Source organism: Paraburkholderia fungorum (assembly GCF_900099835.1).
Taxonomy (GTDB): domain Bacteria; phylum Pseudomonadota; class Gammaproteobacteria; order Burkholderiales; family Burkholderiaceae; genus Paraburkholderia; species Paraburkholderia fungorum_A.
The window spans coordinates 211,127-233,795 of the sequence record NZ_FNKP01000004.1 but is presented as its reverse complement, the minus strand read 5'-3'; the positions used below and the strand labels follow the sequence as shown (position 1 = coordinate 233,795).

Annotated in this window: 29 protein-coding genes and 1 pseudogene; 7 read left to right on the top strand and 23 right to left on the bottom strand. The window is 59.5% G+C overall.

All coding sequences use genetic code 11. The features are described from left to right. Nucleotides 1-7 precede the first annotated feature (7 nt). The 3 genes from BLS41_RS36695 to BLS41_RS36685 form a co-directional block, all read right to left on the bottom strand. A complete protein-coding gene (locus BLS41_RS36695) occupies nucleotides 8-934 on the bottom strand; it encodes a hypothetical protein (RefSeq protein ID WP_074774209.1) in 927 nt (308 codons plus the stop codon). A gap of 111 nt (nucleotides 935-1,045) precedes the next feature. Next, nucleotides 1,046-2,122 (bottom strand): ATP-binding protein, encoded by a 1,077-nt coding sequence (locus BLS41_RS36690; RefSeq protein WP_074774206.1) that lies wholly within the window; start codon nucleotides 2,120-2,122, stop codon nucleotides 1,046-1,048. Between the two features lie 116 nt (nucleotides 2,123-2,238). Further along, nucleotides 2,239-2,481: a DUF3717 domain-containing protein gene (locus BLS41_RS36685; RefSeq protein WP_074774203.1), complete on the bottom strand. Its 243-nt coding sequence runs from the start codon at nucleotides 2,479-2,481 to the stop codon at nucleotides 2,239-2,241. 107 nt (nucleotides 2,482-2,588) lie between these two features. Between BLS41_RS36685 and BLS41_RS39320 the strand changes: the two genes are divergently transcribed. Beyond that, entirely contained in the window at nucleotides 2,589-2,726 is a 138-nt protein-coding gene (locus tag BLS41_RS39320; protein WP_171910398.1) for a hypothetical protein, read from the top strand. Nucleotides 2,727-2,737: 11 nt separating this feature from the next. Here the strand turns inward: BLS41_RS39320 and BLS41_RS36680 are convergent, their stop codons facing one another. The 19 genes from BLS41_RS36680 to BLS41_RS36595 form a co-directional block, all read right to left on the bottom strand. After that, nucleotides 2,738-3,202, bottom strand: a complete 465-nt coding sequence (locus BLS41_RS36680) for a hypothetical protein (protein ID WP_074774200.1) — start codon at nucleotides 3,200-3,202, stop codon at nucleotides 2,738-2,740. Between the two features lie 11 nt (nucleotides 3,203-3,213). Further along, nucleotides 3,214-4,728, bottom strand: coding sequence for a hypothetical protein (locus BLS41_RS36675; protein WP_074774197.1), 1,515 nt, complete (start codon nucleotides 4,726-4,728; stop codon nucleotides 3,214-3,216). A gap of 82 nt (nucleotides 4,729-4,810) precedes the next feature. Further along, on the bottom strand, nucleotides 4,811-5,218 hold the full coding sequence (locus tag BLS41_RS36670) for a hypothetical protein (protein WP_074774193.1): 408 nt from the start codon (nucleotides 5,216-5,218) through the stop codon (nucleotides 4,811-4,813). Nucleotides 5,219-5,418: 200 nt separating this feature from the next. Beyond that, complete coding sequence (locus tag BLS41_RS36665) at nucleotides 5,419-5,901, bottom strand: hypothetical protein (RefSeq protein WP_074774920.1); 483 nt, start codon at nucleotides 5,899-5,901, stop codon at nucleotides 5,419-5,421. A gap of 8 nt (nucleotides 5,902-5,909) precedes the next feature. Then, complete coding sequence (locus BLS41_RS36660) at nucleotides 5,910-6,302, bottom strand: hypothetical protein (RefSeq protein WP_074774188.1); 393 nt, start codon at nucleotides 6,300-6,302, stop codon at nucleotides 5,910-5,912. A gap of 89 nt (nucleotides 6,303-6,391) precedes the next feature. Then, a complete protein-coding gene (locus BLS41_RS36655; protein ID WP_074774184.1) occupies nucleotides 6,392-6,853 on the bottom strand; it encodes an outer membrane lipoprotein in 462 nt (153 codons plus the stop codon). 71 nt (nucleotides 6,854-6,924) lie between these two features. After that, on the bottom strand, nucleotides 6,925-7,314 hold the full coding sequence (locus BLS41_RS36650; protein WP_074774179.1) for a hypothetical protein: 390 nt from the start codon (nucleotides 7,312-7,314) through the stop codon (nucleotides 6,925-6,927). A gap of 107 nt (nucleotides 7,315-7,421) precedes the next feature. Continuing rightward, the gene (locus tag BLS41_RS36645) at nucleotides 7,422-7,706 is read right to left on the bottom strand and encodes a hypothetical protein (RefSeq protein ID WP_074774177.1); all 285 of its coding nucleotides are present in this window, start codon (nucleotides 7,704-7,706) and stop codon (nucleotides 7,422-7,424) included. Between the two features lie 338 nt (nucleotides 7,707-8,044). Then, a complete protein-coding gene (locus BLS41_RS36640; RefSeq protein ID WP_074774171.1) occupies nucleotides 8,045-8,878 on the bottom strand; it encodes a PRTRC system ThiF family protein in 834 nt (277 codons plus the stop codon). Beyond that, nucleotides 8,875-9,516 carry a PRTRC system protein A gene (locus BLS41_RS36635; RefSeq protein ID WP_074774167.1) on the bottom strand — a complete coding sequence of 214 codons (642 nt, stop codon included), beginning with the start codon at nucleotides 9,514-9,516 and terminating at the stop codon, nucleotides 8,875-8,877. Before BLS41_RS36635 ends, BLS41_RS36640 begins: the two co-directional genes overlap by 4 nt. Nucleotides 9,517-9,518: 2 nt before the next feature. Then, nucleotides 9,519-10,241 (bottom strand): PRTRC system protein B, encoded by a 723-nt coding sequence (locus tag BLS41_RS36630; RefSeq protein ID WP_074774164.1) that lies wholly within the window; start codon nucleotides 10,239-10,241, stop codon nucleotides 9,519-9,521. After that, entirely contained in the window at nucleotides 10,238-11,398 is a 1,161-nt protein-coding gene (locus tag BLS41_RS36625) for a PRTRC system protein F (protein WP_074774161.1), read from the bottom strand. The genes BLS41_RS36630 and BLS41_RS36625 overlap by 4 nt, the downstream gene beginning before the upstream one ends. A gap of 96 nt (nucleotides 11,399-11,494) precedes the next feature. Next, the gene (locus tag BLS41_RS36620) at nucleotides 11,495-11,713 is read right to left on the bottom strand and encodes a PRTRC system protein C (RefSeq protein WP_074774158.1); all 219 of its coding nucleotides are present in this window, start codon (nucleotides 11,711-11,713) and stop codon (nucleotides 11,495-11,497) included. A 3-nt stretch (nucleotides 11,714-11,716) separates the two neighbouring features. Further along, nucleotides 11,717-12,202 carry a PRTRC system protein E gene (locus tag BLS41_RS36615; RefSeq protein WP_074774153.1) on the bottom strand — a complete coding sequence of 162 codons (486 nt, stop codon included), beginning with the start codon at nucleotides 12,200-12,202 and terminating at the stop codon, nucleotides 11,717-11,719. A gap of 82 nt (nucleotides 12,203-12,284) precedes the next feature. Further along, the gene (locus tag BLS41_RS36610; RefSeq protein WP_074774149.1) at nucleotides 12,285-13,973 is read right to left on the bottom strand and encodes a PRTRC system ParB family protein; all 1,689 of its coding nucleotides are present in this window, start codon (nucleotides 13,971-13,973) and stop codon (nucleotides 12,285-12,287) included. A 259-nt stretch (nucleotides 13,974-14,232) separates the two neighbouring features. Then, the gene (locus BLS41_RS38800; protein ID WP_143026499.1) at nucleotides 14,233-14,493 is read right to left on the bottom strand and encodes a hypothetical protein; all 261 of its coding nucleotides are present in this window, start codon (nucleotides 14,491-14,493) and stop codon (nucleotides 14,233-14,235) included. Between the two features lie 106 nt (nucleotides 14,494-14,599). Continuing rightward, nucleotides 14,600-15,601, bottom strand: a complete 1,002-nt coding sequence (locus BLS41_RS36605; RefSeq protein ID WP_253189927.1) for an N-6 DNA methylase — start codon at nucleotides 15,599-15,601, stop codon at nucleotides 14,600-14,602. 32 nt (nucleotides 15,602-15,633) lie between these two features. Then, on the bottom strand, nucleotides 15,634-16,011 hold the full coding sequence (locus BLS41_RS36600; protein ID WP_074774141.1) for a hypothetical protein: 378 nt from the start codon (nucleotides 16,009-16,011) through the stop codon (nucleotides 15,634-15,636). A gap of 71 nt (nucleotides 16,012-16,082) precedes the next feature. Next, a complete protein-coding gene (locus BLS41_RS36595; protein WP_074774138.1) occupies nucleotides 16,083-16,304 on the bottom strand; it encodes a hypothetical protein in 222 nt (73 codons plus the stop codon). A gap of 513 nt (nucleotides 16,305-16,817) precedes the next feature. Here BLS41_RS36595 and BLS41_RS36590 point away from each other — a divergent pair. From BLS41_RS36590 to BLS41_RS36575, 3 genes are all read left to right on the top strand, one after another. Then, nucleotides 16,818-17,342 (top strand): hypothetical protein, encoded by a 525-nt coding sequence (locus BLS41_RS36590; protein ID WP_074774135.1) that lies wholly within the window; start codon nucleotides 16,818-16,820, stop codon nucleotides 17,340-17,342. Between the two features lie 186 nt (nucleotides 17,343-17,528). Next, nucleotides 17,529-17,783 carry a hypothetical protein gene (locus tag BLS41_RS36585; RefSeq protein WP_171910397.1) on the top strand — a complete coding sequence of 85 codons (255 nt, stop codon included), beginning with the start codon at nucleotides 17,529-17,531 and terminating at the stop codon, nucleotides 17,781-17,783. Between the two features lie 416 nt (nucleotides 17,784-18,199). Further along, a complete protein-coding gene (locus tag BLS41_RS36575) occupies nucleotides 18,200-19,441 on the top strand; it encodes a DUF1173 family protein (protein WP_074774124.1) in 1,242 nt (413 codons plus the stop codon). 421 nt (nucleotides 19,442-19,862) lie between these two features. Here BLS41_RS36575 and BLS41_RS36565 read toward each other — a convergent pair whose 3' ends face one another. Continuing rightward, on the bottom strand, nucleotides 19,863-20,066 hold the full coding sequence (locus BLS41_RS36565) for a hypothetical protein (RefSeq protein ID WP_074774119.1): 204 nt from the start codon (nucleotides 20,064-20,066) through the stop codon (nucleotides 19,863-19,865). 123 nt (nucleotides 20,067-20,189) lie between these two features. Here BLS41_RS36565 and BLS41_RS36560 point away from each other — a divergent pair, with 123 nt between their 5' ends. The 3 genes and pseudogenes from BLS41_RS36560 to BLS41_RS36550 all read left to right on the top strand — a co-directional run bounded on the left by BLS41_RS36560 (nucleotide 20,190) and on the right by BLS41_RS36550 (nucleotide 21,905). Beyond that, nucleotides 20,190-20,654 carry a hypothetical protein gene (locus BLS41_RS36560; protein ID WP_074774115.1) on the top strand — a complete coding sequence of 155 codons (465 nt, stop codon included), beginning with the start codon at nucleotides 20,190-20,192 and terminating at the stop codon, nucleotides 20,652-20,654. Nucleotides 20,655-20,733: 79 nt separating this feature from the next. Beyond that, a pseudogene (locus BLS41_RS40245) lies at nucleotides 20,734-21,066 on the top strand (DUF5131 family protein); the annotation flags it as partial. 227 nt (nucleotides 21,067-21,293) lie between these two features. Beyond that, nucleotides 21,294-21,905, top strand: a complete 612-nt coding sequence (locus BLS41_RS36550) for a hypothetical protein (RefSeq protein ID WP_074774111.1) — start codon at nucleotides 21,294-21,296, stop codon at nucleotides 21,903-21,905. The last annotated feature ends 764 nt before the right edge of the window (nucleotides 21,906-22,669 follow it).

Here is a 22,669-nt window from a genome sequence, read left to right as displayed (position 1 = left end):
GGCCACCTCACGCGACGAGTCGCAGAAGCGGCGTCTCTTCCTGCACGGCCGGCACCTGATCAATCATCGGCTCCGGCGTGCTGCCCATGAACGCAGCCATCAGCCCTTCGATTTCCTGGGCTTTCGCTGCGACCTGCGAGCGCAACACACGCGACTCCTTCAAATCCGCACCGGTGTGAACAGCGAGGTGCCGGTTCGCCTGCTCCAGGATATGCGTGAGCTTCGGGTCGTTGCTGAAATTCAGCTTCGGCAGCAGCGCACACAACTCGCGCACCTGATTGGTCACATCAAGCCGCACATTGCCTTCCGAGTACAGCCGGTCGGCCAGCTTCGACGTTGCCTCATAGAGACGGCCAACCAGATCGTTGTTCGCCGTGGAAATCGACGCCAGGACGTGCTGGTCGATTTCGGTCCGCAAACCGGCCAGAACATCTTCGGGGAGGTCGATACCGAATTGCGTGGCATCAGGAAACGGCAGAACCGCCATCCGGATGCCGAACTTGCCGTGCAGCTGCGCAAGGCTCGGATAGTCGGCCTCGTTGAACAGGCCGTTCAGTTCCGCGCGAGCTTTCTCCTTCAGGTCAAGATAGTCAGTCAGGAAAACCGACACGGCGAGATCGAACTCGTCCTTCAGCCTGCGCATCTGATCGGCGAAGTCCATGTAGATCATCGTCGGCAGCAGGCGCACGCCGAGCTGGTCGTACTTCAACGAGTGGTCGTAGTAATACGCGCGGATGCGGTTGCCGATCGAGACAACCTCCCGGTAGCTCGGCGCATGTTCGGGCATCAAACGCTTGTTGAAGCGGCCAATGCCTTTTGCCTCGTGCGACTTCTCGACTTCCTCAGTTGCCTTCCCGTCATAGCAGCGCGCCTGCCAGGTGGAGATCGTGACCGACGCGAGCATGACTTTGGACTTGATATTGGTGATGTTCATGGATAACTCCAAAAAAATAGGGAATGGATCAGGCAGAAACAAAAAAGCCACGGCGCGCGCTAGCGGGCCGTGGCGAAAAGAACAACGAATGGAACAGTGAAGAGTGGCTGACTAGCCGCGGATGATTTCTCCGAGAGGACCCGCCTGCGCACGGATGAATGCGTGCGTGTTCTGCAGCGTCGGCGTGCGGCGGACCGCATCGCGCGCGAGAAGCGCGCCGAACTCCCGGTGCCCTGCGTTGATCAACCGGTCGTTGTAGGTCAGCACACGATCGAAGTTGCCTTCGGTCGCATGCGCAGCCAGCGCAGTCGAAACCGCATACAGCGCAGCTGGCGTCTCGGGGATCAGCGCCGTGTCAGGCGACAGAAGGATTGCGTCCGGGGACGGCAACTCGCGGTAGATACTGAGGAAGGCGAGCAGCTCGGTTGCAGCAGCCTCCCCGACCGATCCCGCGTATGACGTCAGTTCCAATGCTTTCGGAACAACCGGCATCGTCTTCCCGACAAAGCCCCAGCTACGTGGGCTTGGCGAGTTTTCGATGTCGCGGTTTGTCTTCTGGACCGACAGCAGGTCCGGGCGGAACCGCAGGAATGCGATCAGCTCGGCGGGTACGTTATGACGCACTGCCCAGGCTGACCAGTCCTGAATAGTCGGCACCAGTTGTACGACCGTTGCGAAGCGTGAGATCAACGGATCGAGAATCCCGGTCACGCCTGCGTTGTCATTGCGACGGTTGGTCGCCGCGATAAAAGTGACGTGATCGGGCAGCACGTGACTGCCGACACGTCGCGCGAGCAGCAACTGCATCTTGGCCGCCTGAACTGCGGGCGACGCCTGCCCCAGATCGTCAAGAAACCAGATCAGGGGCCTCGTGCTGTTCACCGCTGTCTCAAGGTCCCCGAACGGCAGGTGATGCGCCGTGAGACCGTCGGCGGATGGAAAAGGCAGTCCCTTGGAGTCGGTCGGGTCTTCGACAACCGGATGGCTGATAAGTAGACCATGGCTAGTATCCCGTGCGACCTGATCCACGATATCGCTCTTGCCGATGCCGAAACGACCCGTGATCAGCACCGGCAGCCGTGCCGGTACGTAGGCCAGGAGCAGTTCGGTCAGTTCGCTCGCAGTCACCTGGTTGGCAGGTGCCTGGTTGGCGCCGGCAGGCGCAGAGGTTCGTACAGATGCGTTCATGAGAGTTCTCGTCAAGGAAAACCCACAAGGAACGACCCCACAGGGACGTGTCCCTGTGGGAAAGGTTGAGGTGCCGCGATGCGGCGTGTCGTTGCGCCCGGGGGCGCGGGAAATCGTTAGCCGATCGCTGCGCGCAGCGCGGCCAGTTGTGTGTCAGAAAGCGCGGTCACGTCGACGCGGTCTGCGCGGGTGAAGATCATGTGACCATAGAGGTTCGCGAGACTGCGCGCTTCTGCGCACAGCACGAGAACGTCGTCATCGGACGCACCGGGCTGCCGGTTGCGCCAGACGTTGATAGCCGCTTCGATCTGCGCGATCGAAACATGCTGAACTGCGGGGACAGAGGTGTGCTGGTTCATGGGGCCCTCAGGTTAAAAGTAGCCCCGGAAAGTGCCCGTCAAGGACGTGGTCCCCTGGGGCGGAAGTGTTGCCGGCTGACCGGCGGTTCGATGCGTCAGGGACGCGGGTGATTCAGACAGTTTATGCAGCCATCAAAATCCTGGCCGCCGGTATGCTGCAGAAAACCACCCTGCTTACGCCGGGCGGCAAGCGCACTTCTTTCTGCAGGAAGAAAAAAAACCGGCGCAGCGCGCCGGTTGGTTGAAAGAAAAACAGTCAGCATAAAGACAGGGAAGATTGCGCGGACCGCACTGCGTCAATCCGCGCGATCATCGCGCGCTCGCGCTCACGGAAAGCTCGCGACTTCTCCTCGGCGACGCCGTTGTGCTTTTCGATGACGTACGAGAAACAGACCGTGTTGGCCGGACCGCGCCAACACTTCCATTCAGCCGTGATCTGCTCGCGCACCTCGACGGGACAGGCAAAGTACTCCCGCCGCGCGTCGCGCCACTGGCGCGCGATCAGGTCGCGCATACGTTGCTCGCTGCGCTCGAACATCCTTTCCCTACGCTCCTTCTCTTCGTCGACCGACAGCACAGCCGGAGCCGCAAGCTGGTCAGCGAATAGCGGGTAGGCGTGGGCGATTTTTTCTGCAGCCCGCTCGTGACGGCGCATGTGAAGTGTTTCCATCCGCGACGTCCAGCGATAGCCCTCAGCACGGGGGTAACGATCAAAACGCATGGCCGTACTCCTCAGGCTGCAAGCCGCTCGATCATGGCGCGCGCGTATTCCAGCGTGCCATCCTTTGCGCGCAGCGTCCTAGCCTTACCGAGCTCGGCATTGACCAGGGCGTACTGTTTGATCGCACCCTTTCGCCAGTCGCGAATTTCGCGAAAGCCGGAAGCGATCGCGTCCTCAACATGTTGCGCGCCATCAATGACGACACCATCCGGACGTTGGTACTGCGCCCGCTGGGCGGCCTGCTTTGCGTACTGCTCGTCCGCTGCCTTTCGTGCTGCGGCCTTACGCTCTGACTCGGCCGCTTCCCATACGCCTTGCGCTGAGACGTCCATTCCGCACAACGCAAAAATCGCCCGGCGGCGATCCTGCGCCCTGATGCCGCGCAGCTTCACGCCGTAGTGCTCGTCGACCGCGCGCTTGCTGCTACGGTTACGATCGTCAGGCGTGTCGAGCACCTCCAGCAACAACGCGAGTTCGCGCCTGTCAATCGCCGTGGCGACGCGGTTTGCCCATTCGAAGGTCTCACGACCGTGCGAAAGCACCGCCATCTCGCGCTCCAGCTTGTGACGACGCGCTGTCGTTCGACCCTGTGTGCGCTCCAGGTCGGCATGATCCAGCGATCGGTCGCGCTTCGAGTCCGCGAGAATCTGGCGTAAGCGCGCGGCGAATGCATTCACCGGCGTGCCCAACGCAACCGACTCGCTGAACATTGCGGGCAGCGGCTCGACGGACAGGACACCCGCAGCAAATAGCGCGTCGTCCACGTCGACGAAGTCGCACTGGTTCGGCACGTTGCCGAGGGCAGCCACGATGGCGTCAACGTTCTCAGCCGTGATCGCCTGCTTCGCCCCGCGCATCACGGAGGCGACCCATCGTTGTTTTTCTGCTGGCAGGCGCCCGCGCAGTTCGGGCACGTTGAGCAACGGCATTGCCCACTCCAGATCGTAACGAAACGCCCGGTCCATCGCGCGATAGTCGTCGAGGACGGTCTCAGGCACTGGTTCGTTGCGCAGCAGTGCGTATGCAACGTGCACCTCGTGCCTGCCGTTCGCCCCACCCCCGATCGCTGGCGGCCCGCCGGCCCCAAAGCCGAAGCGCTCAGCAGCGGCGTGATCGAACAACGATGAGAGGTCGAAGAACCGGCGAGCGTTTCGCGCTGCCGTCCTCTCGGCCTCGATCTGGCTACTGGACAGAAATCGCTCAGGTGCGCGAGCGAGATCGAAGAGGCCGAACAGCTCGTCCCAATGTGCCGGGCGGATCTGCCAGGGTCGAGGATCGGAACCGTATTCCCCGGTCCAGAAGGTACGGACCTGATCGAACAGCACCCCGACAATTTCAGCCGCGTTGCCCGTACAGCGAATGGCGAGCCTGCCGTTGTAGCGCGTGACTTGCGCGTCAATTTCGCCGCCTGACAGCCCGATCAACGCGGTTTCGGTTGACTTCACGTGCTCGTTTGAAAAAAGACCGACTACGCCAGCAAGGGTAGCCACAGTAAAAATCTCGCCCGGGATTGAGAGGGTGTACATGGAAAGTTGTCTCCGCAAAAGAAAACGGGGCCAACTCCCCATGCGGGTCGTTGACCCCGCGAGGGATTAAAAAGGTGCGTTGTCAGTCGATGTCGAGCATCCGCGAAACGATCGCTGCCACGGACCACGCCTGCGACCGCGAAAGCGTCTTGATGCGCAGCAGTGGGATCCACTTCCACGATTTCGCCTGTTCGCTTCTCGTCATCTCGATCAGGTCGACGCTGATGATCCAGCCTTCAGAATTAGCGCGCCCGACCGACAGACTGATCCGACTCGTCGGCCCGGTGACCGGCCACGGAGCGGAAGGCCCGAGGCCGAACTCGTCGGGGCAGTCGGCATCGATAAAATTTGCATGCGTCACCCACTCCGGTTCGTTTTCCGTTTTGGCAAGAACGCGTGATACATGGTCGACCACTGCGGATACGGTCTTGCCGTCAGGATCGAACGGCGCAGCCGCCAAGGCGACGGGCAAATCAAGGGTTTGGGACAAGGGAGGCTCCAGAAACGCAAAAGCCGCACCCGAAGGTGCGGCTTAGCATGAGGGAGCCGATCCGTGGATCGGCGTTCAGGTCGTGTATTACGAAAGCCCGCGTCGTGCGCGGTCGGCTTTGCGGCCGTTGCGATCCATCACCAGTCCAAGGGCGGACAGGGCGATCGCCATGCCTAAGGCGAAGAAACTGAAGCCCATGCTCATTCTCCGTTCATGGATACCATGCCTACGTAGAAGGTTAACACAAAGGCCAGAATCAGATTGGCCTCGCTAAGGATGTTACCTGTCGTCCAGGATGTCGTTGAGTGCCAGAAGCCGATCGCGCCAATCAGCGACGCAGCCGACAACGTATGCATGAAGCGGCCAAACTGCTGTCGCTGGTCCCTGGTCGGTGCATTGATCATCGCCCCGAGCCTGGACCACAGACCGCCCTGGTCATTTTCTGCGACATCGACCCACTCCCCTTCGAATTTCAGGGTTCCGTCCGGATTCGCGTGAAGCGTTACTGACCGCCCCGCTGCGCGCCCCGCATAGACCGGGGGCGCTTCCGATGTAGAAAATTCACGGATGATCGACCCAAGGCGCTCAGAAATGCAGACCTGATCGAGGCCCGTGATAAGGGTTGCGCGATCAGTAATGACAAGGCCAGACGGGTATTCGACGGACACTTCGATAATTTCCACGACATCCCCTAACGACACTGGGCGTCGAGACCTGCGGCAAGCCGCAAGCCGCCGAGCAGGCTTTCGTAGCCGTCCCGGGTAGACAACTGGTCGAGTTGGACCGCATTGTCCGCGCCTCCTGACAGGTCAGCGCGGCCGCGGCGGGTACGAAACGAGACAACGACTGATTGACGGCAAGGAGAATCCGCCACTTCGAGCATGACCGCCGGTGTGCGCAGCGTCACGCGGCAACCACGCCCACGACGTGCAGGCTCTGCGACGATCTCGTGTTCACCGTTGCGAAGACGGAGGTCGCGCGCCACACGACGCAACATGCGCGTCGCCTGATCGGTAATAGCGGCATCCGCTGCCACGCCTGCACTACGGCGGTCGGCATAGAACACCTTCGGAACCTTGAGCATGAATACCTCGGAAATAAAAAAAGCGAGGCGTCCTCTACGGGACGCCTCGCGATGAAGGAATGGGCCGGAATTGCCGGCGTTAGTACAGGTCAGTGCGTGACGCGCAGACCCGAATTGGTCGAGACGAGAAGCACGTGCTCGCCCGGTGCAAACTGCTGGTCATCAGGTTGAGCGATGACCACATTGCCGCCCGAGCTTCGACGCACAATGATCTCGAGGCCGGAGTGCTGCGACAGGACCTGCGAGACCTTCTGGGTGACGAAGCCTGTCGCGGCGCCAGACAGCGCGCCAGCGATGTAGCGGCCAGAACCGTTACCGATCGTGCGGCTGCCGAGGAAGGCACCTACGCCCGCGCTGATCAGCGAAGTCAGCCCCGAGTTATCCTGGCTGGCTTCGATCGTGATTGCGCGAGTGCGGATGACGGTGCCTTCTTCAACCGTGCCCGCACGCTGAACGTCGTAGCGTTGATACGTGTTCGGAGAACCGAAGTCGACACCAGCGCAAGCCGACAACATGGATGCGAGAACGAGACTGACGATGATCTTGAACATTTGATTGCCTCAACGAGAAAGGGGCAACCATCCCGTCAGGGAGGTTGCCCTGACGGGAAAGAAATTTTTAATCAGTGAGCAGCAATGAGACGCTGGGGTCGGTTTGCGCCTTGATCACGCACCACAAACCGACGCAGTGCGCTTTGCAGCACAATCGTGGCGGGGGCGAGAACGAAGACAAACCAGAATCCAACGCCCTGCAGGAACGCGCCACGGGCATAGCAGTGTCCGGTGACGGACTCGACCATGAACGCAGCGAAAGACAACTGATGCGAAGTGACCTGCGACAGATACGCGTCGACGGCTCCAGCACCAGAGGCACGCAGCAGGTCAAGTTGGTAGTGCGCTTCAGAAGCGCAGCCAAAAACGACCAGTGCACACCCGATAAGGACGAGAACAGCAGCAACGATCAGGGAAAACTTGACCGAAACGGCCGCGGGCGTCTGATTGAGATTCGACATGGGACAGCTCCTCGAAAAGCGGGAGCCGGTTCCCGTTGGGATTGGCTCCCAACAAAATAGGATGAGTGCTTCAGGTGGGTTACACCTGAAGCCTTGAACAGACGCGGTTACGACGAAATGCGGGTGAGGTAATGCAAATCGACACGACCGCAATGGACCAGTTCACGCTCGGCGTCAAACGGGATTTGATGGTCAAACTTCACTGTTGCCGTTCCGTCGCTCCACAAACACAGAATGGAGCCACCAAACGTGCTGACAGGCAAAGTTGCAACGGCTTGTGCGGAAACACGATCGTTGACGCAAAAGCCCCACATTTCCGGGACCTTGTCGGGATCGCTGGCGATTGCCAGGGATTTGAGGAGGTCTGCGGACTTGATGATTTCTTGCGGCATGGTGTGGCTCCAAAAAAAAGGGAGCCTGGTCCCGTTGGGATTGGCTCCCAACTGGGTGATAGACAGGCGCAAGCCTGTCGTGGATGACCGGCGTTCGCCGGTCCAAGGTATGAGCACTCAGGTATAACCTGAGTGCTCGTTCGATGCGCTAAAGCGCGGGGAATAGGGACAGTCTACGAAAGCACCTGTCATGCCCACGACGGAAACCTCAAGAAATGAGACCACCTTTCGCCGATCCCCGCGGACGACGAAAAAAAAGCGCCGCTTTCCCGAAGGAAGCGGCGCTCGTTTGAAGTTGATTCACGCTCGATGGCACTGGATACAGCAGAGTGCCACATTCACGCTGCCGCCTGGGCTTTCCGACTCTTTCGAGCCTTCTTCAACTTCGGCAGTGGCGCTTTGTATCCGAAACGGGCCCAGGTCGCTGCGTTGATCGGGATAGGATTCGTGCGCCCCGTGTTGAGGTTCACGAACACGCCCGAGTACGAGAGCGAGCCGGTGCGGTACAGGGTCCATAGCAGATTGAACGCCTGTACCGCGATGGCCGAGTTGATGACCAGAGACTGCTTGCGCAGTGCGTCGGCCATGGAACAGGACGGCGCCTCGTCTGCCGCGTCCAGAGACGGATCGACGAGGTCGGGGAACAGCTCACCGACGTGCGGCAAACGATGCGGGTACTTCTGGCGGGCAACCTTGGGCATCATCTGCCCGAGGATCACCTGCCCCCGGTCGGTGTCGTTACCGCAATCGAGATAGTAAGTCGTGGTTCCTTCGATCGCCTCCAGGATAGTCTTGCGTGCGGACCTCGTATCCACGCAGCCGATGACCAGATCCACGTTGAACATCGCTGTTCGCCCGGTCAGACGTTGGGTGACAGCGCGCCAGTTCGTACCCATGAGCATGTTCAACCGGTTGACGATGAGCGATGCCTTATAGTTGCCGACGTCGTTCGGATAAAAGCCCTGCCGTCCGACATTGGTGGGGCTGACCACATCATCATCGAACACCGTGCAATCGATGCCACCGGGGTGACCCAGCTCCACCATCGCGTGGTGCAGGCGCGCAAGGCACGGGAGAACAGCACTACCGGTTCCCCCCGCACCGACAACGACAACGCGCCATGGGCGTTCTGGCATATGTGACGGAATCTGATGAACCGTGATTTCCGTCATGCTGCCTCCGATTCCCGGACGGCCTGATACCAGGCCGACGGGACACGCGCGGACTCTTCGAAGATGCCCTTTGCACACAAGCGCGCCGCGATACTCGGCTGCGGCCTGTCACAGTTGCCGATCACGAGCGCCATTTTCACGTCGTGCCGGTCGTCCTCGTTGTCCGTCGCCGAGAAGTACGCTGGATGCCGGCCATGTGAATGGCAGTCAACGACAAGGACCTCGTCGCCCGACAGTGAAGGCCGCTCATACTTCAGCGAACCTGCATCGTGGGAAATGATAAGCACCGGGACGAGCCTGAATGCGCGTGTCGACGCGCTCCAGACGATCCATGCTCCGGTTTCGTTGGGAACGGCCTTGCGCGCCATCGCTGAAAACTGGCCGACAAGCTCGGCCGGAATACTGCCGAAGCACACCGCTGTCGATTCGGCAGCGCGCCCATACGGCACAGGCGTCTGGACATCGAACTGGGCGATACGCCGCACCAGACTGATCCAGCTGCGGCGGATTTCAAGAAATACGCCGTTTTCGGCAATGAGCAATCGCTCACCGGCCGACTCCATTGCCGCAACGGGTTCTGCCCGGGGGACCATGACGGTCGGAAACGAGCGCTGCAACGTCAGATCAAGAATATTCATGTTTAACCTCGTGAGCCTCGCGCGATCAGATCGCCGAGTGTCAGATTCATAGGGACGAGACATTGCAGGGGGAACAGCTCGCCGTACTGGCCGGCCAGCATCTCCTTCCAGAACGCGTATTCCCCTCGCGGGTGATTAACGCGCTTGCCTCCTGCATTCGGATGAGTGAACGCGGATTCGAAAAAGCCCTTCTCCCAGCCTGCTGTCGACTGGACGTCGATGCGATCGGGTACCTGAGCGGAACCAATACAGATGCTGCCCCGGTCCCATGTGTTGAAGTACGGCGGCTCGAAAACCGCCGTGTCAGGCGTCGGACGCGTACAGCCATCGAGCGCGAAGACATAAAAGCCAGATTGACGTGCCTGGAAGATCAGCCCGGGATGCGGCACAACCGCGCTGACGTTGCCAAGCTCCTTGCATTGAAAGAAAACTCGGCGCATGCCCGGCCGGCACCACCAGGTGATCGAGGTCTGATCAACTGACAACACCGTTTCGGGCAAAAACTGGCCCTTCAACGCGCACCGCTCAGCCAGCGAATCCATGGCCGTGAAAAGAGCCTGCCGGTTCACGGGCCTGCCTGCGCCAATGACCGGGCGCTTGCCCTGATGAGTGACCGGGTGCACCGTCGCGTAGACCGGATTGCCGCCCGTATGGGAATAAAGAAGAATTGCGCTGGTCACCGACAGCTCCATCGAGCGACCAGTGGAAAGATGGACATTTTTCATCGGGAAGGGTCCTGTGGATCGTACGAGATGAGCGCGGCAACGCGATCAACCTGACGAAGAATGGAAAATCCGAGCGACCAGTCCGCGTACTGCTTGCGGATGGCGACGGGATCATTGGCGAGCGCGACGAATCCGTGAAAGAGGGATCCATCGCCGCCGTTGCTGAAGTAGTCGTAATGCGTATCGAGCACATCATTCACATGCCCGCTTTCGCACGCAGCGATCGATGTGGCCGCATAGACCGTTTCGGGCCGGAACGCCCAGTCGAACAGTTGACTCTCACCTGCGCGCGAAAGGAGCAGCGTCAGCTCCTCCAGTTCCGCACACAGTTGCCGGATCCAGCCGGTCTGTCGCCACGCCAGTTGCCGAAGCGACTGGATACCGAGCGCGTTGAACGTTCGCCAACGGTTGCGACGCTGATCAAACCGGCCGATCACCATGCTGTCGGGACAGAGTTCATCCCGGACAACGGACGGAAGAAAGTGCGCGATCTCGTTCTCGTCGTCGCCAAAGCGGTCGGCGAGCAATTCGGCCGCGTCTTCGTCGGTAGTGTGCGGGTCGCCATCCCAATGCCACTGAGCGAACAGCCCCAGGAAATCATCGGGTGTGCGCATGATCAAGGTACGGAACGATGCGCGGTTGATCAGGATCAGTGCGCTCGCAAGCAGGCGCGGATGTGCCGCCTGCAGCTGCGCCGCACGGCCCTCCATCACGTAGATGTAGTCTTCCGGCGTTTGGATCCCGAGATACAGTGCGGACGAGGCATCGAAATCGGTGTCGCCTTCGTGATACGTAGTCTGTTCGCGAACGGCTTCGACGTCGAATAGCGCTGGCTTGAAAGACAGCCGTCTGAGCGAGCCGGATTGCCGGGTCACCCAGGCAAACAGCGCCTGGGCCACGGCGTCTCCAGCACCGCTATAGTCCTTGACGTCCGATGCCCGCAGCACGCCCGCCTCGAAGTGACGATGCGCCTGCGCCGCCAGCTCACGATCCGCCTGATATCTGACTTTAGGTCTCGCCGGCACTGCGCGCGACACATCGGGCAGACTCAGAAAATCATGGGCAGGTCGACGTCGGGAAGAGGTACTGCCCGCTGGTTGCCAGAGCGTCCCGTTGATAGCGACGTCCTCACCAGATTGCCGAGGATCGAAGAACATTGCTCGATCTCCTTGTCATGAAAAAAAGCCGCCCTTTCGGGCGGTTCATTGGAAGTGGTCGACGCTTCTTCAGCGAGGCTCTGCATCAGTGCGCGCTTACGCATCGCTACCCTTCGCGCCCGCAGCACGCCGGAACGTGTAGCGGGCGATATCGGCGTCGTAGACAGGACCTTCGATTGCGGCCGTCGTCAACTCCGGGTACTGGGCGGAATACAGGTCGCGCACTTCTTCGGGAGAAAATGTGGGACCGGGATCAACGAATTTGACATCGTTGTAAGCGAACTCGCGGACCAGCTTGGCGATTGAGATGGACATGGCTTACTCTCCGCCGAGCAATGCGAACAGATCGGTTCCCGCAGCGTTGCCCGGTGTCGGGTCTGCAGCAGAGTTCAATTGGGACGGCGATGCTTCAGGGCTGTCGCCCTTCTCATCGCTGTTGTTACCGTCACCATCGTTGTCCCCTTCGTCGTCCACCGTGACGGCTTTCTTCGAAGGCGTGCCTGCCTTGGCAAGAGACTTCTGCGCTTTCGACGCCTGACTCTTTTCCGCTTCCTGCAGGATCGCCGCAGTGACCGCGACCTGCTCGGAAAGCGAGGCATGCACCGACGAGTACGACAGAACCGCCGCAGCGAAACCGTCATCCAGTTCAGCCGGCGTGGCAATCAGCACGAGCGGCTGACGCAACGCAGCTTCCTTTCCGTCGCCCTGTGGAACGATCACCACAGCCATCCGGTCGTTGTCCATCTTCAGTGTAATCTGCAGCTTGCCGCTGGCTCGCACCAGCGCTTCGAGTTGTTGAAACATGAATAACTCCACAAATAGGGAATGCCGCGCGAGCGCGGCGTATAGAGGGGGGAAAGTGTCGAGCGCGTACGCGCGGGGAAAATCAGAACTTCAGGACTTTCGGCAGCTTGCCTTCGTAGTCGAAGCCATCGACGTTGAGCAACGCTTCGATAACTTCAGGCTTCGATTTTCCGAAGACCTTTTTGAAGTTGTCTCCGAGCGCGGTACGAATACCAATCTCGTCGGCCAGCACCATCATCTCGGACTTGGTGATCAGCTCCAGAAACTCCTTGTCGAGCTTCCAGTGCTTCTTCAGATCCAGACGGTGCGTCTTGCAGAGTGACGTCAGGTTGGCGACTTCAAGCCCGTCGATCGCGGAAAACAGCATCCCGATCATCAGGTTCGCCTGCGCGACTTCGCTGGCAGCCTGCACCGCTTCGACAGCCTTCGGCAGATTGCCTGTCGGCGCCTCAGTTTCGGCGATACGTGCAAACAGCTTGCGAAACACCGCGTCGTCGATCTGCCGCGCGTAGCCGCTCAGCACGATGGCAATCAGATACTGCCTTGCCAGTTCGTGATTTACGCCGATATCCGCGCGCAGCGCCTTGCGCCAGAGCTTGACGCGGTAGGCCTTCACCTTCTCGGACTCAGCGATCACCGTGACCGACGGGTTGGTCGATGTGCTGGTGGATGCACTGATCGATGTCGAGGTGCTTGCCGATGCGCCATTGCTAGCTTTCCCGGCCGCCTTCGCCTTCCCGGCCGCCGACTTCTCAGGTTGAGCGGCGGCCTTCTCAGCCTGGATGCGCTTGCCGACCATCTTCATATTGCAGACGGTGTCGAAGCATTGCCCGCGATAGACCTTGCCCAGCGAATCCGGCAATGCGCTCACCGCGGCGCCGTAGTTTGCACAGCCGTGACAGGCTTTCGCCTGCTCCAGCCCCACTCCCTTCGACCCGTCAACGGCAAGCTGCACGCGCGTGTTGTTATCCCCCGCCCGGACGATCCGCACCACCTGAAATTCATCGCGCAACGGCTGTGCGACGGTTTCAAGCTGTTTCTCGGTCTTTTCCGTGAAACAGACACGGTTCGTGCAGTTGCCGGTTCCAATGGCTTCGCCGAACATCTGTGCCTGCGTCGACGAGTTGTGAGGACATCCCGCGCAGTCCGCTTTGTCGAATATCGCAGATGCAAGGGCGCAAGACGCGCTCTCGACCAGTTTCCGGACATCGGCCACTGGCCGCTTTTCTGCGACGATCACAGGAAGGACTTTCTCCTGATTCTCTTTCGACAGCGCGGCCAGCAGCTCGGCTACGCCAAGAGTGATCTGTCGCGTGTTCAGCGCTTCGAGAACCACTTGAGCGCAGTTCATCAGCGCAAGACGGCTATCGAGCGTCGAGCGCGACCAGCCGAGGCGTTTCGCGACTTCGTCACGATCGCCGCCCAGGAGGCCAAGCATTTCCGCCGCGTCGATCGCCTCTTCCGAGGGAGAGAGATCATCACGCTGCGAGTTTTCCGTCAGCGCAATGATTCGCGCTTCGGCGTCGTCTACGTCGCGAACAGACACGGGCATCGGATACTCCTCACCGTGTGCCTCCATCGCAGCGCGATAGCGACGACCACCGGCGATCAGTTCGAAATCCACGTCATTCAACGGCCGCACGATGACAGGTGTGTCCACGCCGCGCTCGCGGATTGACTCGGTGAGTTCGGCCATCTTCTTTGGATCGAAGTAAGTCCGCGGATTGCGGCCGATTTTGATGTGCTTCAGGGCAATAGTAGGTTGTTGCATTGCAGGTTCTCCAGAGAGGGGAACCTGCCCCCGGTCGGGAGTGGTTCCCGATGGGGTTTGACAGCGTGTTGCCGGGGGTGCCGGCGGATCGATGCGTCGGAGACGCGGTAGGTATCGCCACAATACATTTATAGATCCCCTGCCCTCGGGTAGAAAGCCACGGAAAACATGTACGCTTTTCTGAAGGCAAAAAAAAACCCGGCAAAAAGCCGGGTCTGTCAAAGAGTCGGTGGTCCGTCGCCGGGAGGTCAATACACCATCAGAGCTTCAGGGCGAAGATCTTTTCTTCCCGTGGATTCTTCCATCCCGGGTAAGTCCAGCCCCATACCTCCCTTCTTTTCGTCTCCCAGGACGTGAAGTTGGGATTGACATTGCTGGGCATGATGTCGCGCGGGTCACTGTAGAGCGCAGCAAAGAATTCATCTTTCGTGACCTCGCGAAAACCTGCCGGGACGTTCGGCCCGGTCCTGCCACCACCGTTTGTGCAACTGTCGTTGCGTGCAACGGGTGCCGTGTACATGGTGCTTTACCTTCAATAGAAATTGCAGGAGCGCACCCGTACGGGAGCGATCCCGCGCGGATTAATGAAACAGCCACCTGACGACGCACGACGACAACAGACTCCGTCAGAACAACGCCAGCTGGCCGACACGGTCGAAAATCGTCTCCGCTTTCACGTCCGCGGAAAGCTGTTCAAACAGATCCGCGAGCGACTCCTCGCATCCGGCCTTCTGCTTGTCGACATCATCAACGACCGCCACCTCGCTTTCGATGTCCGCTTGCGCGGAATCGATCGCCTCAGCTTCAGGCGGCTGCAAGGACGCTTCAACAGGCTGCCCGGAACTCTGGTGCCCGCTGCCTTCGCCATCCTCGCGATCACCGCGTAGCAACTGTGTCATCGCATCTGCCGCACGGCGGTGACGAAGCCTTGAGCCCCAGCCTACGATCGCATGGGCTGGTGTGTACCACACCCCCCAAACGTCGAGCGACAATGCATTGCCGTGTACGACCACCGCAGGTACGCCCAACAGCGACAACTGTACGTAGGCCATGTGAACGCAACGCTGATCGATATCGACGCACGTCGCATGCAGGGTTTCGGGATAACTGAGCCCTGCACAATGCATCGCCTGTGCTGTCGCCACCACCATGCCCGCAGAGCCGCATGCCGGCTCCTGAAGCGTGATAAAGCCCTTTTCCCGGATCGCGGCACCATCGCCGACCGTCATCATGGCCATCAGCAACGACACGCTATAGGGTGTAAAAAACTGGCCGGCGCGGTCATTGCCCAACTCGAGCGCCATGAAGATTTCGCCCAGTACGTCGCCGAGACTGTCATCGCGTACTAACGCCGCACCTGGGTCGCCAAGAGCATCGACACGCTCGCGGTAGCACATATGCAGTTCGGCGAACATGGCACAAAATAGCTGTACCTCATCCGGCTTGTACTTTCCGACAATGTCCAGATACCGCTTCTCGCGGGCCTCGAACTGCGACTGGTCGACCTTGCTACTGATGGCGATCGCGCTGATCTCGACAAAATCCGAGAAGACGGTGTACTGGTCATGCGAGTGAGAAAACTCACGCATTGCCCGGATGATCGCGGCCTTATGGGGATCCCCTCCCATTGCGGCGCGTTCGATTCGTTGGCGGCGCCCCATCACCGCTCTCCCCCCAACACATCAACGCCCCGCAGCTCCGTTTCGAGCACGTGCCACAGGCGATCAAAATCCGGCGCCACCCCTTGCTGAAGTGAGCGCTCGATATCAAACGCCGCTAGGCGGAACAAGCGTTTGCGGTCGACCGGAGGACGGCCATCAACGGCGGGAAACTCAACGCGCGCTTTCGTAATGATCCGGTCCGCGAGCGTTTCGTACACGCGCCGCAACTCCGCCACGATCTGCGCGGTGCCGGCCGGCCGAACCGCCGCTACCGCGCCGCTTCCGAAAAGCCGCTTCTCTGTTTCGGCGATCGCACTGTAATGCCGGTGAGCGGCAGTCTGAGCATCAATGAAAGTCTGGATAAAGTGGTTGTACATGCCAGTTCCTGAAGAAACAGAGGCATGTCCCCACGGGGCATGCCCCAGTGGGAGATTGAATACTTAAGCAGTCAAAGGCCGTAGTGCCGGCGTACACGACGTCGCCGCTCTGCAAACGGCTGGCCAGCTGTCACAGAAAGCGGTGCATCGGCAACCAGGTGGCGCAAAGCTGCCGCCCGGTAGTGCGCCGAATAGCGCTTCTTTGCTTTGACGACACGTACCAGCTCATCGCGAGACAGGCCGTACGTATGGAACATCTGCATACCGAAACGGAGGATGCGTTGGCGGATCATGTGCTTTCCGGGTGTTGCGACGGGAGCACATCCCGACGGATATGGAACCCGTCGGGGTAAAAGGAAACGCCCGCAAAACGCGGGCGTCGGTCGATGCGTCACTGACGCGGTAGATGGCGCAATCGTAGCGGAGCGCGGCTGGCTTTGCGCCCAGGTATGCACGAACAAACGACGTAGCTTTCAACCGCACGCACGTGACCGCCGCTTTCGTAGTTATCCACATCTTCTGTGCAAATCCCTGTGGACAAGTGAGACGGATTCCTGAGCCAAAGGGCTCCTTTCCGGGAGCCTCGTATAGGAGGCAAAGCGACGCTCCGTCAACCGGTTGACGGCCTTAACCGGGAATGCTCCACAAAAACGTATAGCTTTCGCCGGCACCGAAAGAACCCCGGGATCGAAAATCGGCGAAAGACGCGCAAAAGCATGGCCCTTTCGCCCTCTTGACTTCGACTGACTGGATACAGAATCAGTGGGGCGTTACTACCTTTAACACTACCTCTTCCAGGAATCGTTATGTTCAGGAAACTGCTCGTCTGCTTCGCCGCTCCAGCCCTTTTGTCAGGGGCAACAACTGCGTTTGCCGCCAACGCTCTGCCCAGCGGTTACACACTCGAATACCGGCTCGCCGACGCAACGGGCAATGTCGTCCAGAGCGGCCGCGTTGCGCTTTCGAAACGGAATCCGGTACAGATGAGCACCAGCTACGTGCGCGTGAGTTACGTCGCGTCGTGCAGTCCTGACACCGGTGTCATCAGCAACGAGCCGAAGTGTCAGTTGGCGACCGCTGACATTGGCAATACGCTGCAGTTAGCGTTGGCCGATGCGACGCCCGGCACGGTTTCGCTAACCGCATGGGTGAATCGCCAGACGCTTGACGGCATGCAGACCATCGAGAACGAGGGCTTCGCTACACAACGACCGCTCTCGCACGGCTGGAGCGACAGTAAAACCGTGAAAGTCCGGGTTGGCGATTCGGTAGCAGTTCCTTTGCGGGACCAGTACACGCTGACGCTGCAACCGGCCCGCGCAGCGGAGTAAGTGCCCAACCGCCACACAAGCTGGCGACTTCGTCTTAGCGGTCGATGAAAGCCTCGCCTGATCATGCCTCTTTTGCACCCAAATTCCGTTTCGACTGGAATAAAAATGGAAGAGTGCTACGCCTGACCGCTGGCGGCGGCACCCGTGACTCGTCCGACTCAACCAAACCCGACCAAGGACAAGGAGATGAAAAGAATTCTGTTGATTGCGCTGAGCGCTTTTACTGTTGTCGCTCACGCCGAGGCGAGCGCCCCTCAAGGCAAGCTGCTCTCAGTCAGCACATTTTCGGCCAACGGAGCAAGCGTCGAACTTTCGTCCGTTCAGATGCCCGATGGGAAAGTCTGCCGCCCGTATGTGCGGGATGTTTTGCTTGGCGCGGACAAGAAGACAACGATCACGACGGAAACGTATTGCGACGGCGATAAGCTGTCGCAAGGGTAATTCCTTCGCCTGATCTTTGTCGCTTGACGCAAGCAGCAACCTTTTCGAAAAGACCCGCCGCGGGCATATGTCACGGAGCCCCACGCAATGCCCCACAAGCAGCATCCACCTCACCGAGAGGCGTCGCTATGGAAGCGCCGTGTGCGCTACGAGGCGGGAGACTCAAGAATCAGCGAAGGGTTCGTCACCCTGCACGATCGCTCAACCGGGACGGTTGTGGTGCTTGACGACTTTGACGGCTCTTTCTGGCGGGGACCGGACGCGGATATCGGGGTCATTGTCTGAATGCACGGGATTTTCGGGACGTCGGACCTGACGACACGCCCTCTCTCCATAACTCCAGCCGGTGACCCTCGTGTCCCCGATACATCGACTCATGGCCGCCGTGCGCGGCCATTTTCTATGGTGCACAACTCATGTCCCTCGTCTCATTCGATAACAGCACGTTCCCGCTGGAAGACTTGCAGGAAAACCCCGCCCGCTATGTCAAACGCCTCGAGCGTGCGAAGGTGGCGCCGGGATTCGCGCTCTGCCTGTGCACGACCGGTACGACGCCGCTGAAACTGGTCATCAGGCGTTATGGCAGCCTGCTTCATCTCGCGGGTTGGCCAGAGGACGGTCATCGTCATAAGCGCGGCAGTTGTCCGTTCTACAAAGACCCGGATGCTTCGAGAGCCACAGGTGGAGGCGACAGCAATGCCGCGATCGTGGCAACGCCCACAGGGCTGAATGTGAAGCTGGATGCTGCCCTTACGCTGCGCGACGTGACGCCGGGTACTCGCGGCGTGGGCTCCCCGTCAACAACCCGCACCAGCCGCCGTTCCGCCACCCTCCTTGCCTTTCTTCAGGCGCTCTGGACGGAAGCGGGTCTCAACCAGTGGACGGGCCTGAGCACCAATCGCCACTGGGGACTGTGCAACGCGCTGCTACTCGCTGAGGTTGGCACCGCCTTGATCAACGGCGCTGAAGCGCAGAACGTCCTGCACATCATGCGGCGTTTCGACGAAGCTGACCGCGTCGCGATCAATGCAGAATTTGATGCCTTTATCGCGAGACTGGTGAGCAACGCGCAAGGCACGACCCAGCGGGGTCTCGTCATCGGCGAAATCAACGAGGTCACTCCGACGCAATACGGCCACGCACTAAGCCTGAGACAAAGCGCCCGTAAATACTACGCCAGCTCCACACTCATCGACCATGCGGCGAAAACCTTCCGGCACGCCTGGACCGCTCGAGGAGATCGTGCCGCTCGCGTTGTCGCCCTCCTTCTCGTCGAACGCACCTCGAAGGGTCATCTGAAGCTAATCGATCTGGCTGCAATGCTCTGCTCAGCGACGTATATACCCTGCGACTCGATCCACGAGGTGGCGATGGCAAATCGGCTGGTTGCAGAACATCGAAGCTTTCTCAAGCCGGTGCGCATGTCAACAGACGACGTCATGCTGCCAGATTTCGTGCTGCGCGACACCGCCGTGCCAACGCACATCGAGGTCTACGGGATGAATGGCCTCGCGTCCTACGAAGCGAGGAAGGAACAGAAGCGCGAACTGCGACTCTCGCGGAGCATCCCGGCTGTTGAATGGAACGTCGACCGCGAAGCCCTCAGTACGGTCCAGCTTCCGACCGTCCGCAAGGAACGTCGCCCGATCCCGGTGTGACGGCGCTTGACTTCCGGTACCGTCAGGCAACCTTGGACCTTTCACGATCAAACAGGAAGAGCCATGTACCCGGGCCGACCGCGCAGCGCGCGTGAATCAATCGATGAAGACGTAAGCACCGCCGTCCTGTTTCTACCGCTGAAGGGCTTCTACTTCGATGAAATCCGTGCAGGCCGGAAGCCGGAGGAGTTCCGGCTTGAGACCGACCACTGGCGTAAGCGCCTGGTCGGTCGACACTACGACTTCGTGCTCATGACGCGAGGCTATCCGCGCGCCGACGATTTCCGACGGCAGCTATTGGTGCCGTGGCGCGGCTATGTTCCGAGGACGATCACGCACCCGCACTTTGGGATCGATCCTGTCGCGGTATTCGCTATCGACGTGGGCGGTCAGCCGCAACCGGACTCTCTGATTGCCGCCATCAGGTTCCCGTCTGCATCAGCGCAATGCGCCCTCGCTTGCCGACGTTGACCAGCTTGTTGCGTCGCCGGCATACCGGACAGATGAAGTAAATGCCGAAGCTGTCGATGCCTGGCTCGACCGCCTCGAATGGAATCAAACTGCGGCACCGGATGCATTTCCACATGGTCGTGAGCTCGCTGCGGAACGTGTGTTCGATCAGCATAGGCAATCGTTCGCGCGGTCGATACCGGCTGACCGTGCACCCTTTCTTGACATCGCGAGAGACCAGGCAAGCTGTTCTCACGACGTGCGGATTTCCGCATATCCCTTCAAATCTGGAGTTCTCATGCAGGGCAAAAATCTTTTTCTGGATCGCGCAATTTCCCGCACTGGTGAATGGCAATGCCGGTTTCCCGCGCTCGCCGCATCGGGCCAGGAGGTCGGCTCGATCTCACAGGGCAGACAGGTCGTTGTTGCCACAACGAGTGCGACCGGTGTTCGCTGTATCTTCTTCAGCAGCCACGGCTCTGTGCTGGACTTCAGCGCCACATGGGACGAGCTCGACCGTGCGAAGACCTGGTGGCACTTCGTTCGCCGGTGGAATTTCTGGATAGTTGGAAGCGCGGCGGAAAAATGTGCCCTTCAATGCAGCGATGACACGCCGGTCAGCGGCCTGTCGCTGGATCTGGCCCACAGCGAGTGCGGCGATAACCTTCGGCTGATTGGACTCCTCAAGGCGGCCGAAGCGCGCGCACGAAACCTGGTGGACGCTGTTGCGACTGAACAGCCGGCCATTGTCGATCCTCCCTAACAACGGAAGCGATATGAGCGAATACTCGGGCATTGAGTGGACCGACCACACGTTTAACACGCACTGAGGCTGCAGCAAGGTCAGCCCGGGTTGCGACGGCTGCTATGCGGAAAACCTCGCACGCAGGTTTGGATACGGCTGGGGCGATGGGTCAGCCAAACGCCAATTCGATGAATCGCACTGGAACGATCTGCTGCTCTGGGACAGAAAAGCCGCAGCGCAAGGTGTACGTCGCCCCGCCTTCACGAACAGCATGTCCGACCTCTTCGACCGGTACGCGCCGGACGGCGTGCGCGAACGGCGCTGTACCTATATCGCAAGCACGCCGCACGACGTGCACGAACTCGAAGTTTGTCGACGATTCAGGCTCTTAGGTCGAGTGTCCGCTCCTGTCGCCGCATGCTGCCACTAGGCCATCGGAACAACATGCGTCAATGGCACATCCTGCCAGTCCAATTGTTTCGCATAACGATTCTGGCTATTCTCACGAACTCGGTTCGGGTGTGATCTTCTGCGTGACCGGATCCGTGATTAAGCCAATTGCGGACACGCGACACTGGCGCTCGGATCGCTGACAATCCGTCAGCATCGGTCGCAGATGCTACGCTGCGACGCTTACGATCCTTGGAGAAATAGAAAATGAAAATCCGGTCGGTAATGGGGTATATCCTGTTCTTCGGCCTGATTTCGATTTTCCCTGTTGCGTTCGTCCTGTCCAGTGCTGTCTCTGATTCTTTCGCAAATGGTGCGCTCCGTGGCCGATTCGATCCTGTGTGGCTCGGGTTTGGCGTCGCCACGCTAGTTGTTGCCGCGATCTGTATGCTGACTCGAATGTCGGCAAAGCAAGTAAGTTCGAACAGGCGGATTAGCAGCCGCCAATTGATCGCCGTCCTATTCCTTGTCTTCGCGTATCTCGTCTTTGCCGGGTGGATGCTGACGGATGCCGGTGAACGACTACTTGTCCGAACCACGTCCCATGAAAGCCGCTATTACCTAACATCCGCGCAGCCGATTTCAAGGAAATGCCCAAACTCCGTGACGGGGTATGACCGTCAAGTCGACGGCATGGTATTTACCTGCTCGACATTTGCGCTCTTTAACTACCCTGCAGACCGGAATGCGCGAAGAGCGTCTATCGTTCATGTTCTGACCGGCCCGTATGGTATCCGTGTTCTTTCGATTCATGCCATTGATTCGCTTTTTCGGCCAGCAAGACTTAGAAGCGATGAAGGACCGTCGCTGATCACTTGAGGTTCACCGAACCGTCCAAGGTTGCCAACGTCGCCTTTTTGAATGTCCGATGCGGGGAATGCTCATCGTCCGCTCCGGGTCGACTGGATCCAACCTCGTCAGGCACCGGTCGGGCAGCAACGGACGGTCGACGGTGTCGCGCAAATCGGTGAAAATCGTGCCACGTGCGCACCGGAGGTCTGCCGGCCATTGCGGATCGCATGGCAGTACCTCTGTGTGTAGGTGACAGAGCGAATATGCCGAGAAAGCGATGCTCGACGAGTGTCGGTACGCTCTTTGGACTTCCCTGTTTGGACGGCTGGATCGTTCTAGGCCAAATTCTGCACGGATACTATCCGAAAGTTCTAGCTATCGCGGTATTCAATTTTTTCGATTCAGCCAGTCGATTCTGTTGCACCGTCTGTGCTTCCGAACTTCAAGATTATTTCCGTCACATCGGTTGTGACAGGAGGAGATCGTAAAAGGTTTCTGGAAAGCAGTTGGTTTTGCACTGGTCTTGTCGCCCCAGCATTTCCTCCTCACAGAAAGTTTCCGCCCCCCCCATCACATAGGAGCGCCATGGTATTCGGAGCGATGGTTGAAAGATTGGTCGAGGCTTACTACGGTTTGTCGACGTGGGAGCCATATCCCGGAACGCTTGGACAGCTTAAGTCGCTCCTACTGCAAGATAATCAAACCACCTTCAATTGATCTGTTGCGGTCGAAGATCAAAGTCTGATCCTCGTGCGCATCCGCGATGACGCTCGTCAGACCGGACCCTGGAT